Source organism: Nocardia sp. NPDC059195, from assembly GCF_042754695.1.
Classification (GTDB): Bacteria; Actinomycetota; Actinomycetes; order Mycobacteriales; family Mycobacteriaceae; genus Nocardia.
This window is the reverse complement of sequence record NZ_JBHZBG010000001.1, coordinates 535,632-552,363: the sequence shown is the minus strand read 5'-3', so window position 1 is coordinate 552,363 and position 16,732 is coordinate 535,632. Positions and strand designations below refer to the sequence as shown.

Annotated in this window: 15 protein-coding genes; 10 read left to right on the top strand and 5 right to left on the bottom strand. The window is 69.2% G+C overall.

Features of this window, described 5'->3' with window-relative positions; translation table 11 throughout:
* Positions 1–239 precede the first annotated feature (239 nt).
* The 7 genes from ACFXKN_RS02540 to ACFXKN_RS02510 all read left to right on the top strand — a co-directional run bounded on the left by ACFXKN_RS02540 (position 240) and on the right by ACFXKN_RS02510 (position 6,821).
* Positions 240–1,112, top strand: coding sequence for an acyl-CoA dehydrogenase family protein (locus tag ACFXKN_RS02540; RefSeq protein WP_379432256.1), 873 nt, complete (start codon positions 240–242; stop codon positions 1,110–1,112).
* A 5-nt stretch (positions 1,113–1,117) separates the two neighbouring features.
* The gene (locus ACFXKN_RS02535) at positions 1,118–1,891 is read left to right on the top strand and encodes an enoyl-CoA hydratase/isomerase family protein (RefSeq protein ID WP_379432222.1); all 774 of its coding nucleotides are present in this window, start codon (positions 1,118–1,120) and stop codon (positions 1,889–1,891) included.
* A 128-nt stretch (positions 1,892–2,019) separates the two neighbouring features.
* Complete coding sequence (locus tag ACFXKN_RS02530; protein WP_379432255.1) at positions 2,020–3,252, top strand: acyl-CoA dehydrogenase family protein; 1,233 nt, start codon at positions 2,020–2,022, stop codon at positions 3,250–3,252.
* Positions 3,249–4,289 (top strand): acyl-CoA dehydrogenase family protein, encoded by a 1,041-nt coding sequence (locus ACFXKN_RS02525; RefSeq protein ID WP_378949658.1) that lies wholly within the window; start codon positions 3,249–3,251, stop codon positions 4,287–4,289. Before ACFXKN_RS02530 ends, ACFXKN_RS02525 begins: the two co-directional genes overlap by 4 nt.
* Positions 4,290–4,485: 196 nt before the next feature.
* Positions 4,486–5,484 carry an NAD(P)H-dependent flavin oxidoreductase gene (locus tag ACFXKN_RS02520; RefSeq protein WP_378949656.1) on the top strand — a complete coding sequence of 333 codons (999 nt, stop codon included), beginning with the start codon at positions 4,486–4,488 and terminating at the stop codon, positions 5,482–5,484.
* 135 nt (positions 5,485–5,619) lie between these two features.
* Positions 5,620–6,228 carry a TetR/AcrR family transcriptional regulator gene (locus ACFXKN_RS02515; RefSeq protein ID WP_378949654.1) on the top strand — a complete coding sequence of 203 codons (609 nt, stop codon included), beginning with the start codon at positions 5,620–5,622 and terminating at the stop codon, positions 6,226–6,228.
* Positions 6,225–6,821 carry a GNAT family N-acetyltransferase gene (locus tag ACFXKN_RS02510; RefSeq protein WP_379432221.1) on the top strand — a complete coding sequence of 199 codons (597 nt, stop codon included), beginning with the start codon at positions 6,225–6,227 and terminating at the stop codon, positions 6,819–6,821. Before ACFXKN_RS02515 ends, ACFXKN_RS02510 begins: the two co-directional genes overlap by 4 nt.
* Positions 6,822–6,910: 89 nt before the next feature.
* Here the strand turns inward: ACFXKN_RS02510 and ACFXKN_RS02505 are convergent, their stop codons facing one another.
* From ACFXKN_RS02505 to ACFXKN_RS02485, 5 genes are all read right to left on the bottom strand, one after another.
* Positions 6,911–8,602, bottom strand: a complete 1,692-nt coding sequence (locus ACFXKN_RS02505; protein ID WP_378949650.1) for a class I adenylate-forming enzyme family protein — start codon at positions 8,600–8,602, stop codon at positions 6,911–6,913.
* A 12-nt stretch (positions 8,603–8,614) separates the two neighbouring features.
* Positions 8,615–9,808, bottom strand: a complete 1,194-nt coding sequence (locus tag ACFXKN_RS02500; RefSeq protein WP_378949648.1) for a MaoC family dehydratase N-terminal domain-containing protein — start codon at positions 9,806–9,808, stop codon at positions 8,615–8,617.
* A gap of 12 nt (positions 9,809–9,820) precedes the next feature.
* Positions 9,821–10,804, bottom strand: coding sequence for an MDR family oxidoreductase (locus ACFXKN_RS02495; RefSeq protein WP_378949646.1), 984 nt, complete (start codon positions 10,802–10,804; stop codon positions 9,821–9,823).
* A gap of 102 nt (positions 10,805–10,906) precedes the next feature.
* Entirely contained in the window at positions 10,907–11,683 is a 777-nt protein-coding gene (locus ACFXKN_RS02490) for an SDR family NAD(P)-dependent oxidoreductase (RefSeq protein ID WP_378949644.1), read from the bottom strand.
* Positions 11,680–13,197 (bottom strand): class I adenylate-forming enzyme family protein, encoded by a 1,518-nt coding sequence (locus tag ACFXKN_RS02485; protein ID WP_378949641.1) that lies wholly within the window; start codon positions 13,195–13,197, stop codon positions 11,680–11,682. Before ACFXKN_RS02485 ends, ACFXKN_RS02490 begins: the two co-directional genes overlap by 4 nt.
* Before the next feature lie 74 nt (positions 13,198–13,271).
* On the opposite strand from ACFXKN_RS02485, the gene ACFXKN_RS02480 reads away from it, so the two are divergent.
* From ACFXKN_RS02480 to ACFXKN_RS02470, 3 genes are all read left to right on the top strand, one after another.
* Complete coding sequence (locus ACFXKN_RS02480) at positions 13,272–14,492, top strand: CaiB/BaiF CoA transferase family protein (RefSeq protein WP_379432220.1); 1,221 nt, start codon at positions 13,272–13,274, stop codon at positions 14,490–14,492.
* 175 nt (positions 14,493–14,667) lie between these two features.
* The gene (locus ACFXKN_RS02475; protein ID WP_379432219.1) at positions 14,668–15,939 is read left to right on the top strand and encodes an acetyl-CoA hydrolase/transferase family protein; all 1,272 of its coding nucleotides are present in this window, start codon (positions 14,668–14,670) and stop codon (positions 15,937–15,939) included.
* Positions 15,939–16,706: an enoyl-CoA hydratase/isomerase family protein gene (locus ACFXKN_RS02470; RefSeq protein WP_379432218.1), complete on the top strand. Its 768-nt coding sequence runs from the start codon at positions 15,939–15,941 to the stop codon at positions 16,704–16,706. The genes ACFXKN_RS02475 and ACFXKN_RS02470 overlap by 1 nt, the downstream gene beginning before the upstream one ends.
* Positions 16,707–16,732: the final 26 nt, after the last annotated feature.

Below are 16,732 nucleotides of genomic sequence, written 5' to 3'. Positions count from 1 at the left end.
ACTGGGCCATCCCGTATCCGGTGGCGGAGCGCCTGTCCCGGCCGGACGACCTCGACGTCGACGCCATCGTCGTGGTGGCCGGGCCCGAGCCCGCCGCCGCGATCGACGGCCTCGACCTGCGGGTCGTCGCTGTCGATCCCGATGGTCGGCGGGGCACGGTCACCGCTCGTCGCGCCGGAAGGCTCACCGGGCTCGACGCGGAAGTCGATGAGGAAACCGCTACCCGGCCTGACACACGGATGGGCGGGGAGCCCGCTGCGCGTCTCGGACATGGGGTCGATCGCGAGTCTGTCGTCCGGCCTGATGTGGAAGCCAACGGCGGCACCGCTATTGAGCCTGACGAATGGACCGGCGGGGCGTCGGATGGCGGGATCACGGTCGAAGCCGGTGCGGGGGCCGGTCGGGGTACCGTCGCACGGCCTGGCGCCGGAACGGGTGGGGAGTTCGCTGTCTGCCTGGGTGGGGGGTCTGGCGGGGAGTTCGCTGTGCGGCTCGGCGGGGGAGTCGGTGGGGAGTCCGTCGGACGAGCCGGTGGGGGAACGGTGGAGGGGACCGTTGCCCCGGCCGACGGGAGGACCGCGCGGGAGACCGTATTCGTGACGCCGATTGCTGTGCGGCCCTTGGATACTCGCGGTGCGGATGATCTGGCCTTGGCGTTGGTACTGCCGTGTTGGACGTTGCTGGGAATGTTGGACCGTGCGATGGAACTGGCCGGGGATCACGTGCTGGTGCGGGAGCAGTTCGGGCGGCGGCTGGCGGATTTCCAGTCGGTGCAGTTCCAGCTGACCGATGCCGAAGTGGAGCGCAAGGGGGTAGAGGTGCTGGCCCGATACGCGCTGTGGAGCATCCAGACCGGACAGCCCGACGCGGTCGCCGACGCGCTCGCCTTGCGGCTGGCCGTGCTGGAAGCCGCCGAGATCGTCTTCCGGGTCGCGCATCAGGTGCACGGCGCGGTCGGGTTCTGTGACGAGACGACGCTGTCGTGGCTGTCGCGGCACAGTCTGCCGCTGCGGCGGCTGCCGCTGGGCATCACCGGCACCGAGGACCTGCTCACCCGTCGGATCGGTGCCCGCGGGCTGGCCGGTCCGTTCTCCGATCCGCGAGGAGCGTGACAGGCGTGAACCCGCTGCCACCCGGACTCACCGTGACCGCCGACGGTCCGGTGCGGACCGTGCTGATCGACCGGCCCGACGCGCTCAATGCCGTGAACGCCGACCTGCACCGCGCGCTGGCCGAGGTCTGGCGGCATCTGGCCGCCGACACCGCGGCCAGGGTGGTCGTACTCACCGGTGCCGGAAGGACTTTCAGCGCAGGCGGCGACCTTGACTGGATCACCTCCTTCCTCGATGACCCGGCCGCCCGCGACGAGAGCATCCGGGAAGGCGCGCAGATCATCGAGGAGATGCTGCGCTTCCCGCTGCCGGTGATCGCCGCGGTCAACGGTGCCGCAGTCGGCCTCGGCGCGAGCATCGCCGTGCTGTGCGATGTGGTGCTGATGTCGGAGCGGGCCTACCTGGCCGATCCACACGTCGCGGTCGGACTGGTCGCCGGAGACGGCGGCGCCGCCTTCTGGCCGCTGCTCACCCCGATCCTGCGCACCCGCGAATACCTCTACACCGGCGACCGCATCGACGCCGCCACCGCTGTCGACGTCGGCCTGGCCAGCCGCGTAGTCGCCCCGGACCAGCTCATGACCGAGGCACTCGCCCTCGCCCACCGAATCGCCGCTCAGCCACCCGAAGCGGTTCGCGGCACCAAGCGTGTCGTGAACATGTACCTCAGCCAGGCACTGGCCGGCCCGATGCAGGCCGGCTTCGCCGCCGAGATCGTCTCCATGCAAACCACCGAGCACCGCGACCGCCTGCTCGCCCTGCGCCGAAGCGCCCGATGACACCGGCGGATGAGGCGCGCTCGGGCCCGACGGCACCGGCAGATGCCATGCACGACAACCCGATAACTCCGGCGGATGTGCTGGGCGCCCAGTCGACGGGCCTGGCGGATTCGGCGGAAGCTCGCTCGATGGCGTCGACCGATGGGGTGGGCGTGGGGGAGCGTTGGCCCGCTGACCTTTCCGCGTTCCGTGCGCATGTCCGCCACTGGTGCCGCACACAGATCCCCGGCGATTGGCGGCAGACCCAGTTGGGTGCCTCCGACGCGGAATTCGCGCGGTTCCAGCAGGATTGGTTCCAGCGGCTGCGTACCGCCGGTTTCGCGGTGCCGCACTGGCCCGTCGAGTACGGCGGTGGGATGCCGGTCGGGCATCAGATCGTGCTGTATCAGGAACTCGCCGCCCATGATGCGCCCCGGCTCGTGCTCGCCTTCGTCGCCATCCATCACGCGGCCGCCACCTTGCTCGCGGCGGGGAACCCCGAACAACGCGCACGACATCTGCCCGCCATTCTCGACGGGGAGATCTGGGTGCAGGGCTTCTCCGAACCCGACGCGGGCTCGGACCTGGCCGCGTTGCGGACCGCCGCCCACCGCGACGGCGACGACTGGGTCATCACCGGCCAGAAGGTGTGGGCCAGCGGCGCGCAATATGCCGACTGGTGCCTGTTGCTCGCCCGGTCCGACCCGTCCGCGCCTGCGCGACAGGGGATTTCGTACTTCCTGCTCGACATGCGCAGCCCCGGCATCGAGGTGCGGCCCATCCGGCAGGCCACCGGCGAATCCCACTTCTGCGAGATCTTCCTCGATCACGTGCGGGTGCCCGCGAGCGGGCTGATCGGCGCGGAGAACGCGGGCTGGCAGCTTGCCCAGCGCACGCTCGGTGCCGAACGCGGCCTGACCATGCTCGAACTGGCCGAGCGGCTCGGCAATGCGGGGTTCCGGATGCTGCTGGCCGATGCCGCGCGCCCCGGTCCCGGCGGCCGCGCACTGGACGACCCTGTGGTGGCCGATCGCCTCGCCGAACTCGAGATCGAGATCACCGGCCTGCGCGCGCTGTGTCGCGACCTGGTCGAACGACACGTTGCGGGCACGGTCGGTCCGGCCGACGCGTCCGTGGTGAAGCTGTACTACAGCGAACTCCTCCAGCGGATGACCGATTTCGGCGCCGAGCTGGGTGGGGTGGACGCGCACACAGTACTGCGCAAACCGATGTCGGGCGGCTGGGAGTCCGGCGCCTGGGTCCTGGACTTCCTCGGCTCCTGGGAGTGGACCATTCCCGGCGGCACCAGCGAGATCCAGCGAACCATCATCGCCGAACGCGGCCTCGGGCTGCCCCGCGAACCGTCGGGAGACAAGAGATGACCGACTTCGCCGAATTCCACGACGAACTACGCGCCCTCGCCCGGGACCTGCTGGCGAAATCGGCGGGCGAGCCGGTGCCGTGGGCCACCATCACCGAAGCCGGCTGGCCGGGGCTGGCCGCGCCGTCCGAATTCGACGGTGCGGGAGCCACTTTCGCCGAGGTGGCGGTGTTGCTCGGCGAGGTGGGCCGTGCCGCCGCCGTCACGGCGCTGCCCACGGTGCTGGCACTGTCGGTCCCGGCACTCGCCGAGGTCGCCGCGGACGACCTGCGCGACACTATTTTCCGCGAGACGGTCGCCGGCCGCGCGGTGCCGGTGCTGGTCCTCGACACGGGCGATACGGACCCGGCCTTCGTCCTGGAATCCGGTCCCGCCGGATCCGTGCTGACCGGATCGGCGGCCTTCGTTCTGGACGCACCGGTCGCAGACCTGCTGCTCGTCCCGGTCCGGGCGAGCGACGCGCTCGTCGCGGTGGTCCCCGGCACCACCGGATTGACCATCACCCCGACACCGCTGGTCGACGCCACTCGCTCGGCCGCCGCGGTGACCGCCGATCGAGTAGCCGTTCATGCCGTGTGGCGCTTCCCCGACCACAAGGCACCGGAAACGCTCCGCGCACGAGCCGCCGTCGCGGTGGCCTGTGACTCGCTGGGTTCCGCCGAGGCCATGCTGGCGGCGACCGTCGCCTATGTGCGCGTGCGCGAACAATTCGGGCGACCGGTCGGCTCGTTCCAAGCGGTCAAGCACTCCTGTGCCGACATGCTGGTGCAGGTCACCGTCGCACGGCACCTCGTCGCCGCCGCCGTCCAGGCGATCGCCGAGGGTTCGGCCGAGGCGACGTTCGCCGCCGCGCGAGCGAAGTCGTACACGACCACCGCCGCGGTGCGGGTGGTCGGCGCCGCACTCCAACTACACGGCGGATTCGGCTACACCTGGGACAGCGGCATCCACGTCCACCTCAAACGGGCGACCTTGAACCGCGCGCTCTTCGGCACGCCGTCCGAGCATCGGCGAATGCTGGCTGCCCGGTATCGCTGAGTCCGTCGCGATCCCGCGACACCAGAACCGCACACCCGCGGATCACCCCGCCGCGCGAATGGCGTCAGGCGCGGTGATCCACGCCACGATCCCTATGCAACTGGTTGCATAGGGCCCTGCCTGCGTCCTACCGTGCTGGTACTGACGTAACCGCCCGGCGGCTCAGCCGCTGGTCCGTCCTGTTTCGGAGGATTCAATGGCACTGCCCCAGTGGCTCTCCAGCCGCCTGTCCCTGCCCGTGGTCGCCTCGCCGATGTTCATCGCGTCGGGCCCCGAGCTCGTCCTCGCCCAGTGTCAGGCCGGAATCGTCGGATCGTTTCCGGCGCTGAACGCGCGGCCCGCCTCGCTGCTCGGTGACTGGCTCGATCGCATCGTCGAGGAGAACGTGGCGTACGCGGCCGCGAATCCGGAGGCGGTGGTGGCGCCGTTCGCGGTGAATCAGATCGTGCACCGCTCCAACGACCGGCTCGAGCAGGACATGGCGGTCATCGTCGAGCACAAGGTGCCGATCGTGATCAGCTCGCTGGGCGCGCGGACCGAGATCAACGACGCCGTGCACTCCTACGGCGGTCTCGTGCTGCACGATGTGGTCAACAACCACTTCGCGCGCAAGGCGATCGAGAAGGGCGCCGACGGGCTCATCGCGGTCGCCGCGGGGGCGGGCGGGCACGCCGGAACCCAGTCGCCGTTCGCGCTGATCCAGGAGATCCGCACCTGGTTCGACGGTCCGCTGCTGCTGTCGGGTTCGATCGCGCACGGCCGGTCGATCCTGGCCGCGCAGGCCGCCGGCGCCGACCTGGCCTATGTAGGCTCGGCGTTCCTGTCCACCGCGGAGGCCAATGTGGCGCCCGACTACCGGCAGATGGTGGTCGACTCGTCCGCGTCCGACATCGTCTACAGCAACCTGTTCACCGGCGTGCACGGCAATTACCTGCGCGGCAGCATCGTCGCCGCGGGCCTCGACCCGGACAACCTGCCCGAGTCGGACCCTTCGAGGATGAACTTCGGCTCCTCCGGCACCGACGCCAAGGCCTGGCGTGATGTCTGGGGCGCGGGCCAGGGCATCGGCGCCATCACCGAAGCCGGAACCACCGCCGAACTCGTCGCGACCCTGCGCGGACAGTACGAGCAGGCCTGCGGTGACCTCGCGTCCACCGTCGGCCACCTCGCCGGTGCGATGGCGCCTGCGCGCTAGGGCGAAGGTTCCGGCGGTATCGGCACCGCCGGAACCTCCGTGCGCTTGGCCGTGTTGATCAAGTCGGCCTTGATCCAGATCCAGTGCCCACCCGCACCCGTATAATGAACAAGAGTTCATTCTATCGGAGCAGGGTTGACGAGAACACCAGAGCAGAACGCGGCGATGCGCGACGCGACGCGCGAGTCCATCGAGGGCGCGGCCGTCCGTGTCTTCGCGAATCGCGGATTCACCGCGTCGAGCATCAGGCACATCGCGGAAGAGGCCAGTCTCAGCACGGGGTCGATCTACCGCCACTATGCGAGCAAGGAAGCGCTGTTCGACGCGCTGCTCGAGCAGGCCGCGTCCGGTCTGGTCGCAGCGTCTGCTGCGCTCTTGAGTGACGCGGATCCGCTCACCCTGGTGCGCGACTTCACGTGCGTTTTCCTGACCGACCTCGCGAACGGGAACGGCGAGGCCGAGTTCTTCCTGGTTATCAACCAGGGGTTTCTGACGGATACCCCGGTCGGAACCGCGGAGCGGCTGGCGACCGCCCAGCGCCCACTGTGGGACGCCTTCGCAGCTCTCGTGCGTCGCGGTCAAGCGGCCGGTCAATTCGAGGACGGCGAGCCTGCTCAGCTGACGGCCTACTACTTCGCGATGTTGTCCGGCATCGCCGGCATGCGAACGGTCATCCCGGGCGTGATGACCGAGACAGGCGTCGACCTCGTGCTTCGCCTGCTGATACGAAAAGGAGCCTCGTGACCATCGAGCTCGAGCGCGGCGACGCGCTGGGCGAGGGATACCGCCGGCGTATCACCGAGGTCCTCGTTCAGGGATTCGCCGAGGACTTCGAGTATTTTTCGAAGGACCCACGGGCCCTCGCGGACGCATTCGAGCACATGATCATCCTCGAGCGCTTCTACGTGGCGCTGGTCGACGGGGAACCCGCCGCGATCGCATCCGTCACGGAAGGCAGTCAGGAGTGCTTCGAGCCCAACCGTCGAGAGATGCAGCGCGGACTCGGCGGGCTGCACGGCCTGATCAGCTACTTCATCGTGCGGAGTCAGTTCCTCGGAGCGTACGACGGTGCGTGTCCCGGTCTGGCCGAGATCGGCTTCGTCACCACCGCACCGCAGCACCAGGGGAAGGGCGTCGCGACGGCGCTGATGGGGCACCTGCTGCAGCTGCCGTACGACGAATTCGTGCTTCGCGACATAAAGGACAGGAACGCACCCGCGCTCGGCCTCTATCGGAAACTCGGTTTCAGCGAATCGAGCACTCGTCCGGTGAGGTTCGCCGCCCGTGCCGGGTTCTCCGCGTACGTATCGATGACTCTGAAGACGACTGCTCGCTAGGCCGTGTTGGACACCTCGTCAGAGATCTCCTGTCGCGTCACGGTTCAAGGCTCACCCAGCCGACAGCGAAACCGGTTGATCAACGCGGCCTAGGTCGCGAGCCGGGCCGCGGCCAGTTCGCGCAGCTCGGCGGACTTGATCTTGGCGCTGCCGGTGAGGGTGAGATCGTCCTCGCTGTAGAGCAGCACGTGCCGGGGCACCTTGTAGCTGGCCAGCCGTTCCCGCAGGAACGCCCGGATCGCCTCGCCGTCGAGGGTGGTGTCGGCGTGCGGAACGACGCAGGCCACCACGACCTCGCCGAGGGTGTCGTGCGGAATGCCCACGGTGCGGCCGACTTTCACACCCGGATAGCGGTTGAGCTCCTCGTCGACCTCGAGTGGGGAGACATTCGCGCCGCCGGTCTTGATGATGTCGGTGAGCCTGCCCTCCCAGTACAGCCTGCCGACTTCGTCGAGGTATCCGCCGTCGCCGGTGTGGAAATAGCCGTCGGCGTCGAGGGTTTCGTCGAGGGGGATGCCGACGTAGCCGAGCATCAGGGTGGGGCCCTTGACGCAGATCTCACCGCGTTCACCGCGCGCCAGGACGGCCCCGGTGAGCGGGTCGACGATCTTGATCGTATTGCCGGGTAGCGGTTCGCCGCTGCTGCCCGCGATCGTGTCTTCGGGGGTGTTGGCGGGGAAACACGTGGTGATGGTGAAGGTTTCGGTATTGCCGTAGGCGTGTCCCGGCTCGGTCCAGGTGGTGGTCACCGTGGGATGACGGGCGGCCGGATAGTCGACGTCGACGAACCGCAGGGTGCTCAGATCCACGGTCGCCCAGTTGTGCGCGCCTTCGAGCTGGGCCCACTGATGGGGCCAGGCGACCGGGAAGTTCACCCGTTCGGACTGCATCAGTTCCAGTGCCGCCGCGCCGTCGAAGGTCGATTGGAGGATCAGCGACCCGCCCGCGGCCAGGGTCGAACCCAGTGCCTGCCCGAAATTGCCGGACCAGAAGAAGCCGTTGGCGGTCCAGCAGCGGACGTGGTCGTCGGGTCCGAAACCGAACATCCGCCGGAACCGCCACATCTGGATCGTGACACCGCGATGCGCGCTCCGAACTCCCTTGGGCTTGCTCGTGGTTCCGGAGGAGAAGAACAGCACGGCGGTATCGCTGGGTGACACGGTGGCCGCGGCGGCCTCGACGAGTTCGACCGGTTCGGAATTCCCGGCGGCCACGAACGCGTCCCAGGTCTCGATCGCGCCACCGTCCACCGGTGCGCCGACCGCGGCGAGGCGGCGCAGGAACGGGTAGGCCGACGACCGCACCGCCCCGGGAGCCGCCGTACCGATCTCCGGTTCCAGTCCGGTGAGAACTGCCGCGAAATCCTTACCGGCGACGGCACGTTCGAACAGCAGCACCGAAACACCGGACAACCCCAGCAGGTGCTCCAGTTCCGCGGGCGTGGAGAACGTGCTCAGCGCCACCGCCACGCCACCGGCCAGTGCGGTCCCGAAAACGGCAGCCAGCCATTCCGGTCGATTCGTCATGAGCACGCCGACCCGGCTGTCCTTGCCGACCCCGGTGGCGCGCAGCGCGCGCGCCACCGCGACGGACTGTTCCCACAGCTCGTCATAGGTCCAGCGGGTGACATCGGTGCCGTCGTGGAAGACGAGCGCTTCCCGCTCGCTGTAGAGCCGAGTCACCTCCCGCAGGAAACCGGGCAGGGTGAGTGCGCCGAGCCCGGATTCCTCGGCCAGTGGTGGACCGGACGCGACGGCCCGGTCCGAAACTTCCTCGGTCATCGTCGACCTTTCTCAGAACGGCAGTTCGACCTCGGCCACGCATTTCACGAGCGTGCCGAAGTTCTGGTCGGTGAGCTTCAGTTCCACCTCGACCAGCGGGGCACCCCAGGTCGAATGGGCTTGTTTGCCGATGATCTCGGCATCGAAATAGGTGACGTCGCCCTCGAAGGCGGGTAGCCGGAAATCGGCCTTGGTGTGGCGCACCATGCCGTCGTTGCCCGCCCAGTACGCCAGATAATCGGTGCACCAGGCGCCCATCGTCGCGCCGTAGCCGTAGGCGCGCGCCATGCCGACCTCGCCGGCCTTGTCGGCATCGATATGACCGCGGGAGGGGCCGACATAGAGCCCGTCACGCAACCGCGGATCGATCTTGGCGCCCTCTTCGTCGAATCCGAAACCCTCGGTCCAGCCCGGATCCTGATACACCCACGGATCCGCGATCCCCTCGGGCGCGACCCAGCCGAACGTGCCCCAGATATTGAAGAGGAAGGCGCGGTATTCGGTGGTGAAACTCGCGATGGAATGCGGGCCGATCACCCGGCGCGGCAATTTGTCGCCGACTTTCACCTCGTCGAAATGCGGGGAGACGCCGAGGCGATTGGAATGCAGCCACTCGGTGCGTAGTGTGTCGACTTCGGCCAGTTCGGCGGCCGTCCAGCGCTTGATCTCACCGACCTGGTTGTCGTACATACCGCGCTTGGTCGCCTCCTCGGCGAGGTAGCGAATAGCGGTCGAACGCTCGCGCGCGACGAGCGCGCCATGCTGATTGCGATGGGTGGTGTCCCCGCGCGAGAACATGGTCGGCCCCGCGAATTTCGTCTCCGCGACCTTGTAGTCGTGGAAACGGCGCTCCTGGAACAGGGTGTCGCCGGGACGCACCGGCGTTCCGTAGAACCACCACTCCTCGCCACCGAAGATCAGGTGACTGCCGGGGATGCGGCCGACGCACGCCGGTGCCGCGCCGTGCCCGTAATCCAGTGCGACCGCAATGGATTGGGGTGCGATCAACCCGCCGTAGCGGGACTCCCCGGCGAGTTCCTGATCCCAGTGCAGCGGATTGGGATAGTCCATCGCCATCACCCAGCGGCGGATGTCGGAGGTGCTGCACGGATCCCACAGCTGCCCGCCGCCGATCGGTTGCCCGACTCGGTGCTCGACATCGCTGAGGTCGAGTTCGACTGCGGCGCTGCGCTTTTTCGTTGGCACGGATACTCCTGTTCAGCGGTTGACGTCGACGACGAGACGGCCACGCACGGTGCCGTCGATGAACCGGTTCGCGGCGGCGATCGCCTCGCTCAGCGGGACCTCGGTGGCGATGGTGTCCAGGGTGGCGGGATCGAGGTCGCGGGCCAGCCGCTCCCAGGCCCGGATCCGGCGCGGTGCCGGCGCCATGACGCTGTCGACGCCGTAGAGGGTGACCCCGCGCAGGATGAACGGGGCGACGGTGCCCGGCAGGTCCATGCCCTGGGCCAGACCGCACGCGGCGACAGCGCCGCCGTAGCGGACCTGCGCGCTCGCGTTCACCAGCGTGTGGCTGCCCGCGGCGTCGACCACACCCGCCCAGCGTTCCTTCTGCAGCGGCTTGCCGCGCTCGGCCAGTTCGGCCCGGTCGATCACCGTGCTCGCACCGAGATCCTTCAGATAGCCTGCCTCGGCGGGCTTTCCGGTGGCCGCGGCCACCGTGTACCCGGCGGCGGCGAGCAGGGCGATCGCGACACTGCCGACGCCGCCGGTCGCGCCGGTCACCAGGATCTCACCGTCGGCCGGGAGCAGCCCGTGACCCGCCAGTGCCTCGACGCACAGGCTCGCGGTGTACCCGGCGGTGCCGATCGCCATCGCCTGGCGGGCGGTGAAAGCCGCAGGCTGGGCGATCAGCCAGTCGCCGCGGACGCGGGCGCGCTGGGCGAGGCCACCCCAGTGGGTCTCGCCGACGCCCCAGCCGTTGAGCACGACCTTGTCACCGGCCGACCAGTCCGGATGACTGCTCTCGGCCACGACCCCGGCCAGGTCGATGCCCGGCACCATCGGGAACGAACGGACCACCGGTGATGTTCCGGTAATGGCCAGTGCGTCTTTGTAATTGAGCGTGGAGTACGCGATGTCGACGGTGACGTCGCCCTCGGGTAGCGCGTCGTCGGACACGGTGGTCGCGCTGACTTCGGGTGGCGTTCCGCTCTTCTCGATAAGGATGGCCGAGAACATGGGGATTACCCCTCTCTCCTGCGAGAATATAATTCTCGCGTTGGTATGGATATGTTTTCATCGGGAGTGTTCGGTGTCAATCGCCCGGAACGGGCGGTGTCGTCAGCGGGCGGTCCAGCCGCCGTCGACCACAATCGTCTGCCCCGTGACGTAGCGGGCGGCGTCACCGGCCAGCCAGGTGATGGCGCCGAGCATGTCCTGGGCGGTGCCCTCCTGGGGGAGGGGGGTGTTGCGGCGCAGGTACTCCGCGCCGCGCTCGCTGTCGTAGAGGCTGTCGGTGATCTCGCTGCGAAAGAAGCCGGGCGCGACGGTATTCACCCGGATGGAATGCCGGGCCCACTGGACCGCGAGTTCGGTGGTGAGCCCGGACAATCCGGCCTTGCTCGCCGCGTAGGACGCCTGCGGAATGCCGGGGACGCCGACCCGGCCGCTGATCGAGGAGACATTGACCACCGACCCGCCGCCCGCGTCGCGCATATGCGGAAACAGCGCCTTCGCCAACAGGAACGGCGCAACGAGGTTCAGGCCGAGGGTGTGCTGCACGGCATCGAGTGGTTCGTCCTCGGCGCGTGCCGTCGTGAAGCGGTTGCCTGCCGCGTTCACCAGGATCGTCGGCGCGCCGAGCCGGTCGGCGACCCGCGGTGCCACGGTGGCGATCTGCGCCGGGTCGGCCAGATCGCAGACGACGGCGAGTCCGTCGACGCGGTCGGCGAGTTCGGTGAGCCGATCGGCGCGCCGGGCCACCACCGCGACCCGGGCGCCCAGGCCTGCGAGGGTCTCGGCCACGGCGGCGCCGAGTCCCGAGGACGCGCCGGTGACCACGGCGACGCGGCCGGTGAGATCGAACAGTTCGAGTGCCTTGTCGCGCTTGTCGCTCATCGGTTCTCCTGCTGGGCGGTGACGAGTGCGGTGAGCCCGGTCCGCTCCACCTTGCCCATGGCGTTCACCGGTAGTGCGTCCACCCTGGCCCAGATCTCGGGGACCTTGTACCCGGCCAGCTCGCGTCGGCACAGCCTGGCCAGCTCATCGAAATCCACGGTGCCGCTGTCGCTTTCGACGACAGCGGCGACCTTCTGGCCGAGCCTTTCGTCCGGGACAGGGCAGACCGCGACCTTGGTGACCCGGGGGTGGGTGGCGAGCACCCGTTCGACCTCGAGGGGGTACACGTTCGCGCCGCCGCGGATGATGACCATCTTCTTGCGGTCCAGCACCGACAGGCGGCCCTCATCGTCGACGGTGCCGATGTCGCCGGTGGCGAACGGGCCCGGTTCCGGTGGATGTACGGCGCCGTCGGACCAGTACCCGAGGGTGGGGCGCCAGAGTCCTGCCCAGGGTCCGTGCGTGGCGGCGGCCAGGCGGAGTTCGCCGAGGGAACCCGGTGGCAGTCGCCGGTTCTCGTCGTCGTAGGCGGCGACATCGAGGTGGGGGAGGACCCGGCCGCTGCTGCCCGGCGTCCAGTCGGTGCCCGGCGGATCGATGGCGACGACCGTTGGTGCCTCGGTGAGGCCGTAGGTGGTGCGCGGGACGAGGCCGTGGTGGGCGGCGGCGAAGGTGGTGCGGACCGTGTCTGGGGTATCGCTGCCGCCACTCCAGACCTCTTGCAGTGAAGCGAGATTCGCGTCGGGCTTGCGGGCCAGGTCGTAGAGCTGGGCGGGGGCGCCGTTCCACACCGTCACCCGATGAGCGGCGATCCACTCGGCGACTCCGTCGACATCCCGGCGGTCCATGATCACCGCGCACCCGCCGACCTGAGCCGTGGTCAGGGTGGACAGCACCATCATGTTCAAGATGGTGAGCGGGAAACTGTCGCCGCGGCGCAGGTCAGGGCCCCAGCCGCGGGTGGCCGACACGACCGCGCCGGGCAGTAGCAGATTGCGCTGACTGTGGACCACGGCCTTCGGTCGCCCGGAGGTGCCACTGGTGAAGGCGATGCCCGCGGGCGCGTCGATGTCGTGGGTGCGGGTGGGTGCGGGGTCGGCTTTCGGGACCAGGTCTGCCCAGTGGTCGGGGTGTACGGCGTGCGGTGAGCTCGCGCCCCAGCGGGGACCGGCCAGCACGACAGCGGGATCGCACAGGTCGTGGAGGTACTGTTGCTCAGCAGGAGAATTCGCTTCTCCGATGCCGGTCCAGATCGCTCCGATGCGCTGCGCGCCGTGGAACGCGGCGACGACGGCGAGGTCGTTGGGCAGGCAGGCGGCGACCCGGTCGCCGGGCCGGACACCGAGCGACCACAGCGCTCCCGCAGCGCGAGCGGCCTGTTCGTCGAGGTCGGCGTAACTCCACGTCCCCGAGGCGGCGATGATCGCGGGCGCGCCGGGGCGCTCCCGCAGCGGATCGTCGAGCACGGTCGCGATGGGGCGCGGGGCACGGATATTGCCGGTGAAGCTGTCCACGACTTCCTTGATAGCACTATCCTTGCAAAGATTCACCAGATAGCCCGATCGGGTGGTGGTCGAAAGGGGACGCGATGGAACACACAGGTCCGCTCGCAGGGATTCGGGTCGTCGACCTGACCGCGATGGTGATGGGCCCGTACTGCACGCAGATCATGGCCGACATGGGCGCCGAGGTGATCAAGATCGAACCGCCGCGCGGTGACGACACCCGCTACATCTCCGTGGGTCCGGAGCCGGGAATGAGCGGGGTCTTCGTCAATGTCAACCGGGGTAAACGCAGTGTGGTCCTCGACCTGCGGACCGAGGACGGCGCGGCGGCCCTGCGCGAACTGATCGCCGGGGCCGACGTTTTCGTGCACTCCATGCGGGCGGCGGCGATCGAGCGGCTCGGTTTCGGGTACGCCGAGGTGGCCGCGCTGAATCCGGCCATCGTCTACACGAACTGCTACGGCTACGGCCGCGGCGGGCCGGACTCCGGGCTGCCCGCCTACGACGACACCGTTCAGGCCGCGTGCGGGCTGCCCTACGTGCAGGAAATGCTCACCGGCACACCGGGATACGTGGGCAGCATCATCGCCGACAAGGTCGCCGGGCTGACCGCGGTGTACGCCACCACGATGGCGTTGCTGCATCGGGAGCGGACCGGCGATGGCCAGGAGGTCGAGGTCGCCATGTTCGAGACGATGGCGGCGTTCATGCTGGTCGAACACGGCAACGGCGCCATGTTCACCCCACCGCTCGGCCCCGCGGCCTACCCGCGAGCGGTGACCCCGGACCGCAGGCCCTACCGGACCGCCGACGGTTATCTGGCTGCCCTGGTCTACAACGACAAACAGTGGACCGCGTTCGTGGCGGCCGTCCAACCGCCCTGGGCCGGACCGGAATTCGCCACCCTGGCCCAGCGCGCGGCCCGGATCGATGTGGTCTACGCCCGCCTCGCCGAGACCTTCGCCGAACGCACCACGGAGGAATGGTTGACGATCCTGCGCTCCCTCGAGATCCCGGCGGCACCGGTGCGTTCCCTCGACGACCTCTTCGACAACGACCACCTCGCCGCCGTCGGCTTCTTCCAGACCGTCGACACCCCCGACGGCCCCGTCCGCTTCCCCGGCCCACCCGCCCGCTTCTCCCGCACCCCGGGCCGAATCGCCGGTCCCGCACCACGACTCGGCGCCGACACCGAAGCGGTCCTCGACCAGCTCCGCTCGGCCGTCCCGGGGACAGCGCGGATATCAACCACCGAGTCGCGCACGCGTTCCGACTCGGCCGTTCCGGGCGGGTGGGCCCGATGACCGCCCGCCGCACCGACGGTGTTCCTGCGGGCAGGCTCGGCTGTCCCTGGCAGGTGGGTCCGATTGGCCGGGGTGTGGCATCGGTGCTGCCCCGGTTCAGCTTTCCAGGTGCAGGCACTGCTGATCTCTGGGGCGCGTCCCCGGTGCGATTCGGCGTTCTCGCGCGGGTGGCCGAATGACCGCCTTGCTGTCGGCCGCCGAAATCGACCTGCGGAGGATTCTGCGGCCCGGCGACCGGATCGTTGCCGGGCAGGCGTGTGGTGAGCCGACCACTTTGATCGAGGCGCTCATCGCACAGGGTGGCGAGATCGCGGACCTGTCGCTGTTCATCGCGACCAGCTTCTCCGGCTTGCTGACGCCGGCCGCGGCGGCGGTGTTCGAGCCGGTGAGCATGGGGGCGATCGGTGCGCTGCGGGGGCTCACGGCGGAGCATCTGCTCAGTGTGGTGCCGTGCCATGTCAGCCGGGTCGGGCCGATGATCGAGGCCGGTGAGTTGCGCTGTGATGTCGCGTTCGTTCAGGTAGCGCCTGCCGACGCGGACGGCACGCACAGCCTGGGCCTCATCAGTGACCATGTGCAGTCGGCGATCCGCGCGGCGCGGGTGGTAGTCGCAGAGGTCAACGACCGGGTGCCGCGCACCGCGGGTGAGCGGATCCACGCGACCGACATCGACTACGCGATCCGGGCCTCGCTGGATCCGGTGCGGGTCACCGCCGCCGCGATCGGGCCGGTGGACGAGGCGATCGCCCGCAACGTCGCCGAGTTCGTCGAAGACGGCACGGTGCTGCAGGTCGGGATCGGCGCCGTGCCGGACGCGGTGCTGCGGCTGCTGCGCGACCGTACCGATCTCGGTGTGCACTCCGGCATGATCGGCGACGCCCTGGTCGATCTGGTGCAGACCGGAGTGGTGACCAACGCGCGCAAGGAGATCGATCGCGGGGTCTCGGTGACCGGCGCGCTGATCGGCACCGAGCGGCTCTACCGGTTCGCCGATCGCAATCCGCTGATCCGCATGTGCACCAGCGCCTATACCCACGACCCGGCGGTGCTCGGGCAACTCAGCCGCCTGGTCACGGTGAACTCGGCCGTGGAGGTGGACCTCACCGGGCAGGTCAATGCCGAGCAGAGCGGCACGGCGTATTTCGGTGGTACCGGCGGGCAGGTGGACTTCGTGCGTGCGGGTCTGCGGTCGCCGGGTGGGCGGTCGGTGATCGCGCTGCAGTCCACCGCCCGGCGCGGGACGGTGAGCCGGATCTGCGCGGCATTGTCGGGGCCGGTCACCACCGCGCGCAGCGATGTCGACGTGATCGTCACCGAATACGGTGCTGCCGCGCTGGCCGGGCGGACCCTGGCCGAACGCGCCCGCGCGCTGATCGCGGTGGCGCACCCCGACTTTCGCGACGAGCTGGACCGTGCGGCCCACGAGATCCAGCGGAGAGGATTCTGATGTCCGAGGACGCGGTGCTGTTCGAGGCCAGGCCGGACGGGATCGCGGTCATCACCCTGAACCGTCCCGACACCCGCAACTGCCTGGCCCGTGACGTACGGGCCGGGTTGTTCGCGGCGTGGGAACGTTTCGAGACGGACCCGACGCTGCGGGTCGCGGTGCTCACGGGTGCGGGCCGGGCCTTCTGCGCCGGTGGGGACCTCAAGGAGATGGTCGCCACGGGTATGACGGTCCCGCCCCGCGACATGTTCCCGGTGCCCTACGACACCGTGGAACTGAGCAAACCGACGATCGCCGCGGTCAACGGTGCCGCCTTCGCCGGCGGGTGGATGATCGCCCAGGCCTGCGATCTGTGTGTCGCCTCGACCGAAGCGAGCTTCGCCGTCACCGAGGTGAAGGTGGGCCGCAGCTCGCCATGGGCCGCACCGCTGATCCACATGATTCCGCAGCGGATCATGATGGAGATCCTGCTGACCGGCAAGCCGATCGACGCCCGCCGCGCCTACGAGATCGGCCTGGTGAACCGCCTCACCGAACCGGCCGACCTGCTCCCCGTCGCACTGGAACTGGCCCGCGAGATCGCCGAGGCGGCACCACTGTCGGTGCGCGCGGCCCGCGACACGGTCATGCTCGCCACCGAGATGGGCCGCGCTGCCGCGCTCCAGGCGGCCCGGCACGCCTCGGTGCCCTGCTACCAGAGCGCTGACGCACAGGAAGGGCCACTTGCCTTCGCGGAGAAGCGAACTCCGCGCTGGACCGGCCACTGACCCAGCGCCCGTGAGCGGCTCCGCAT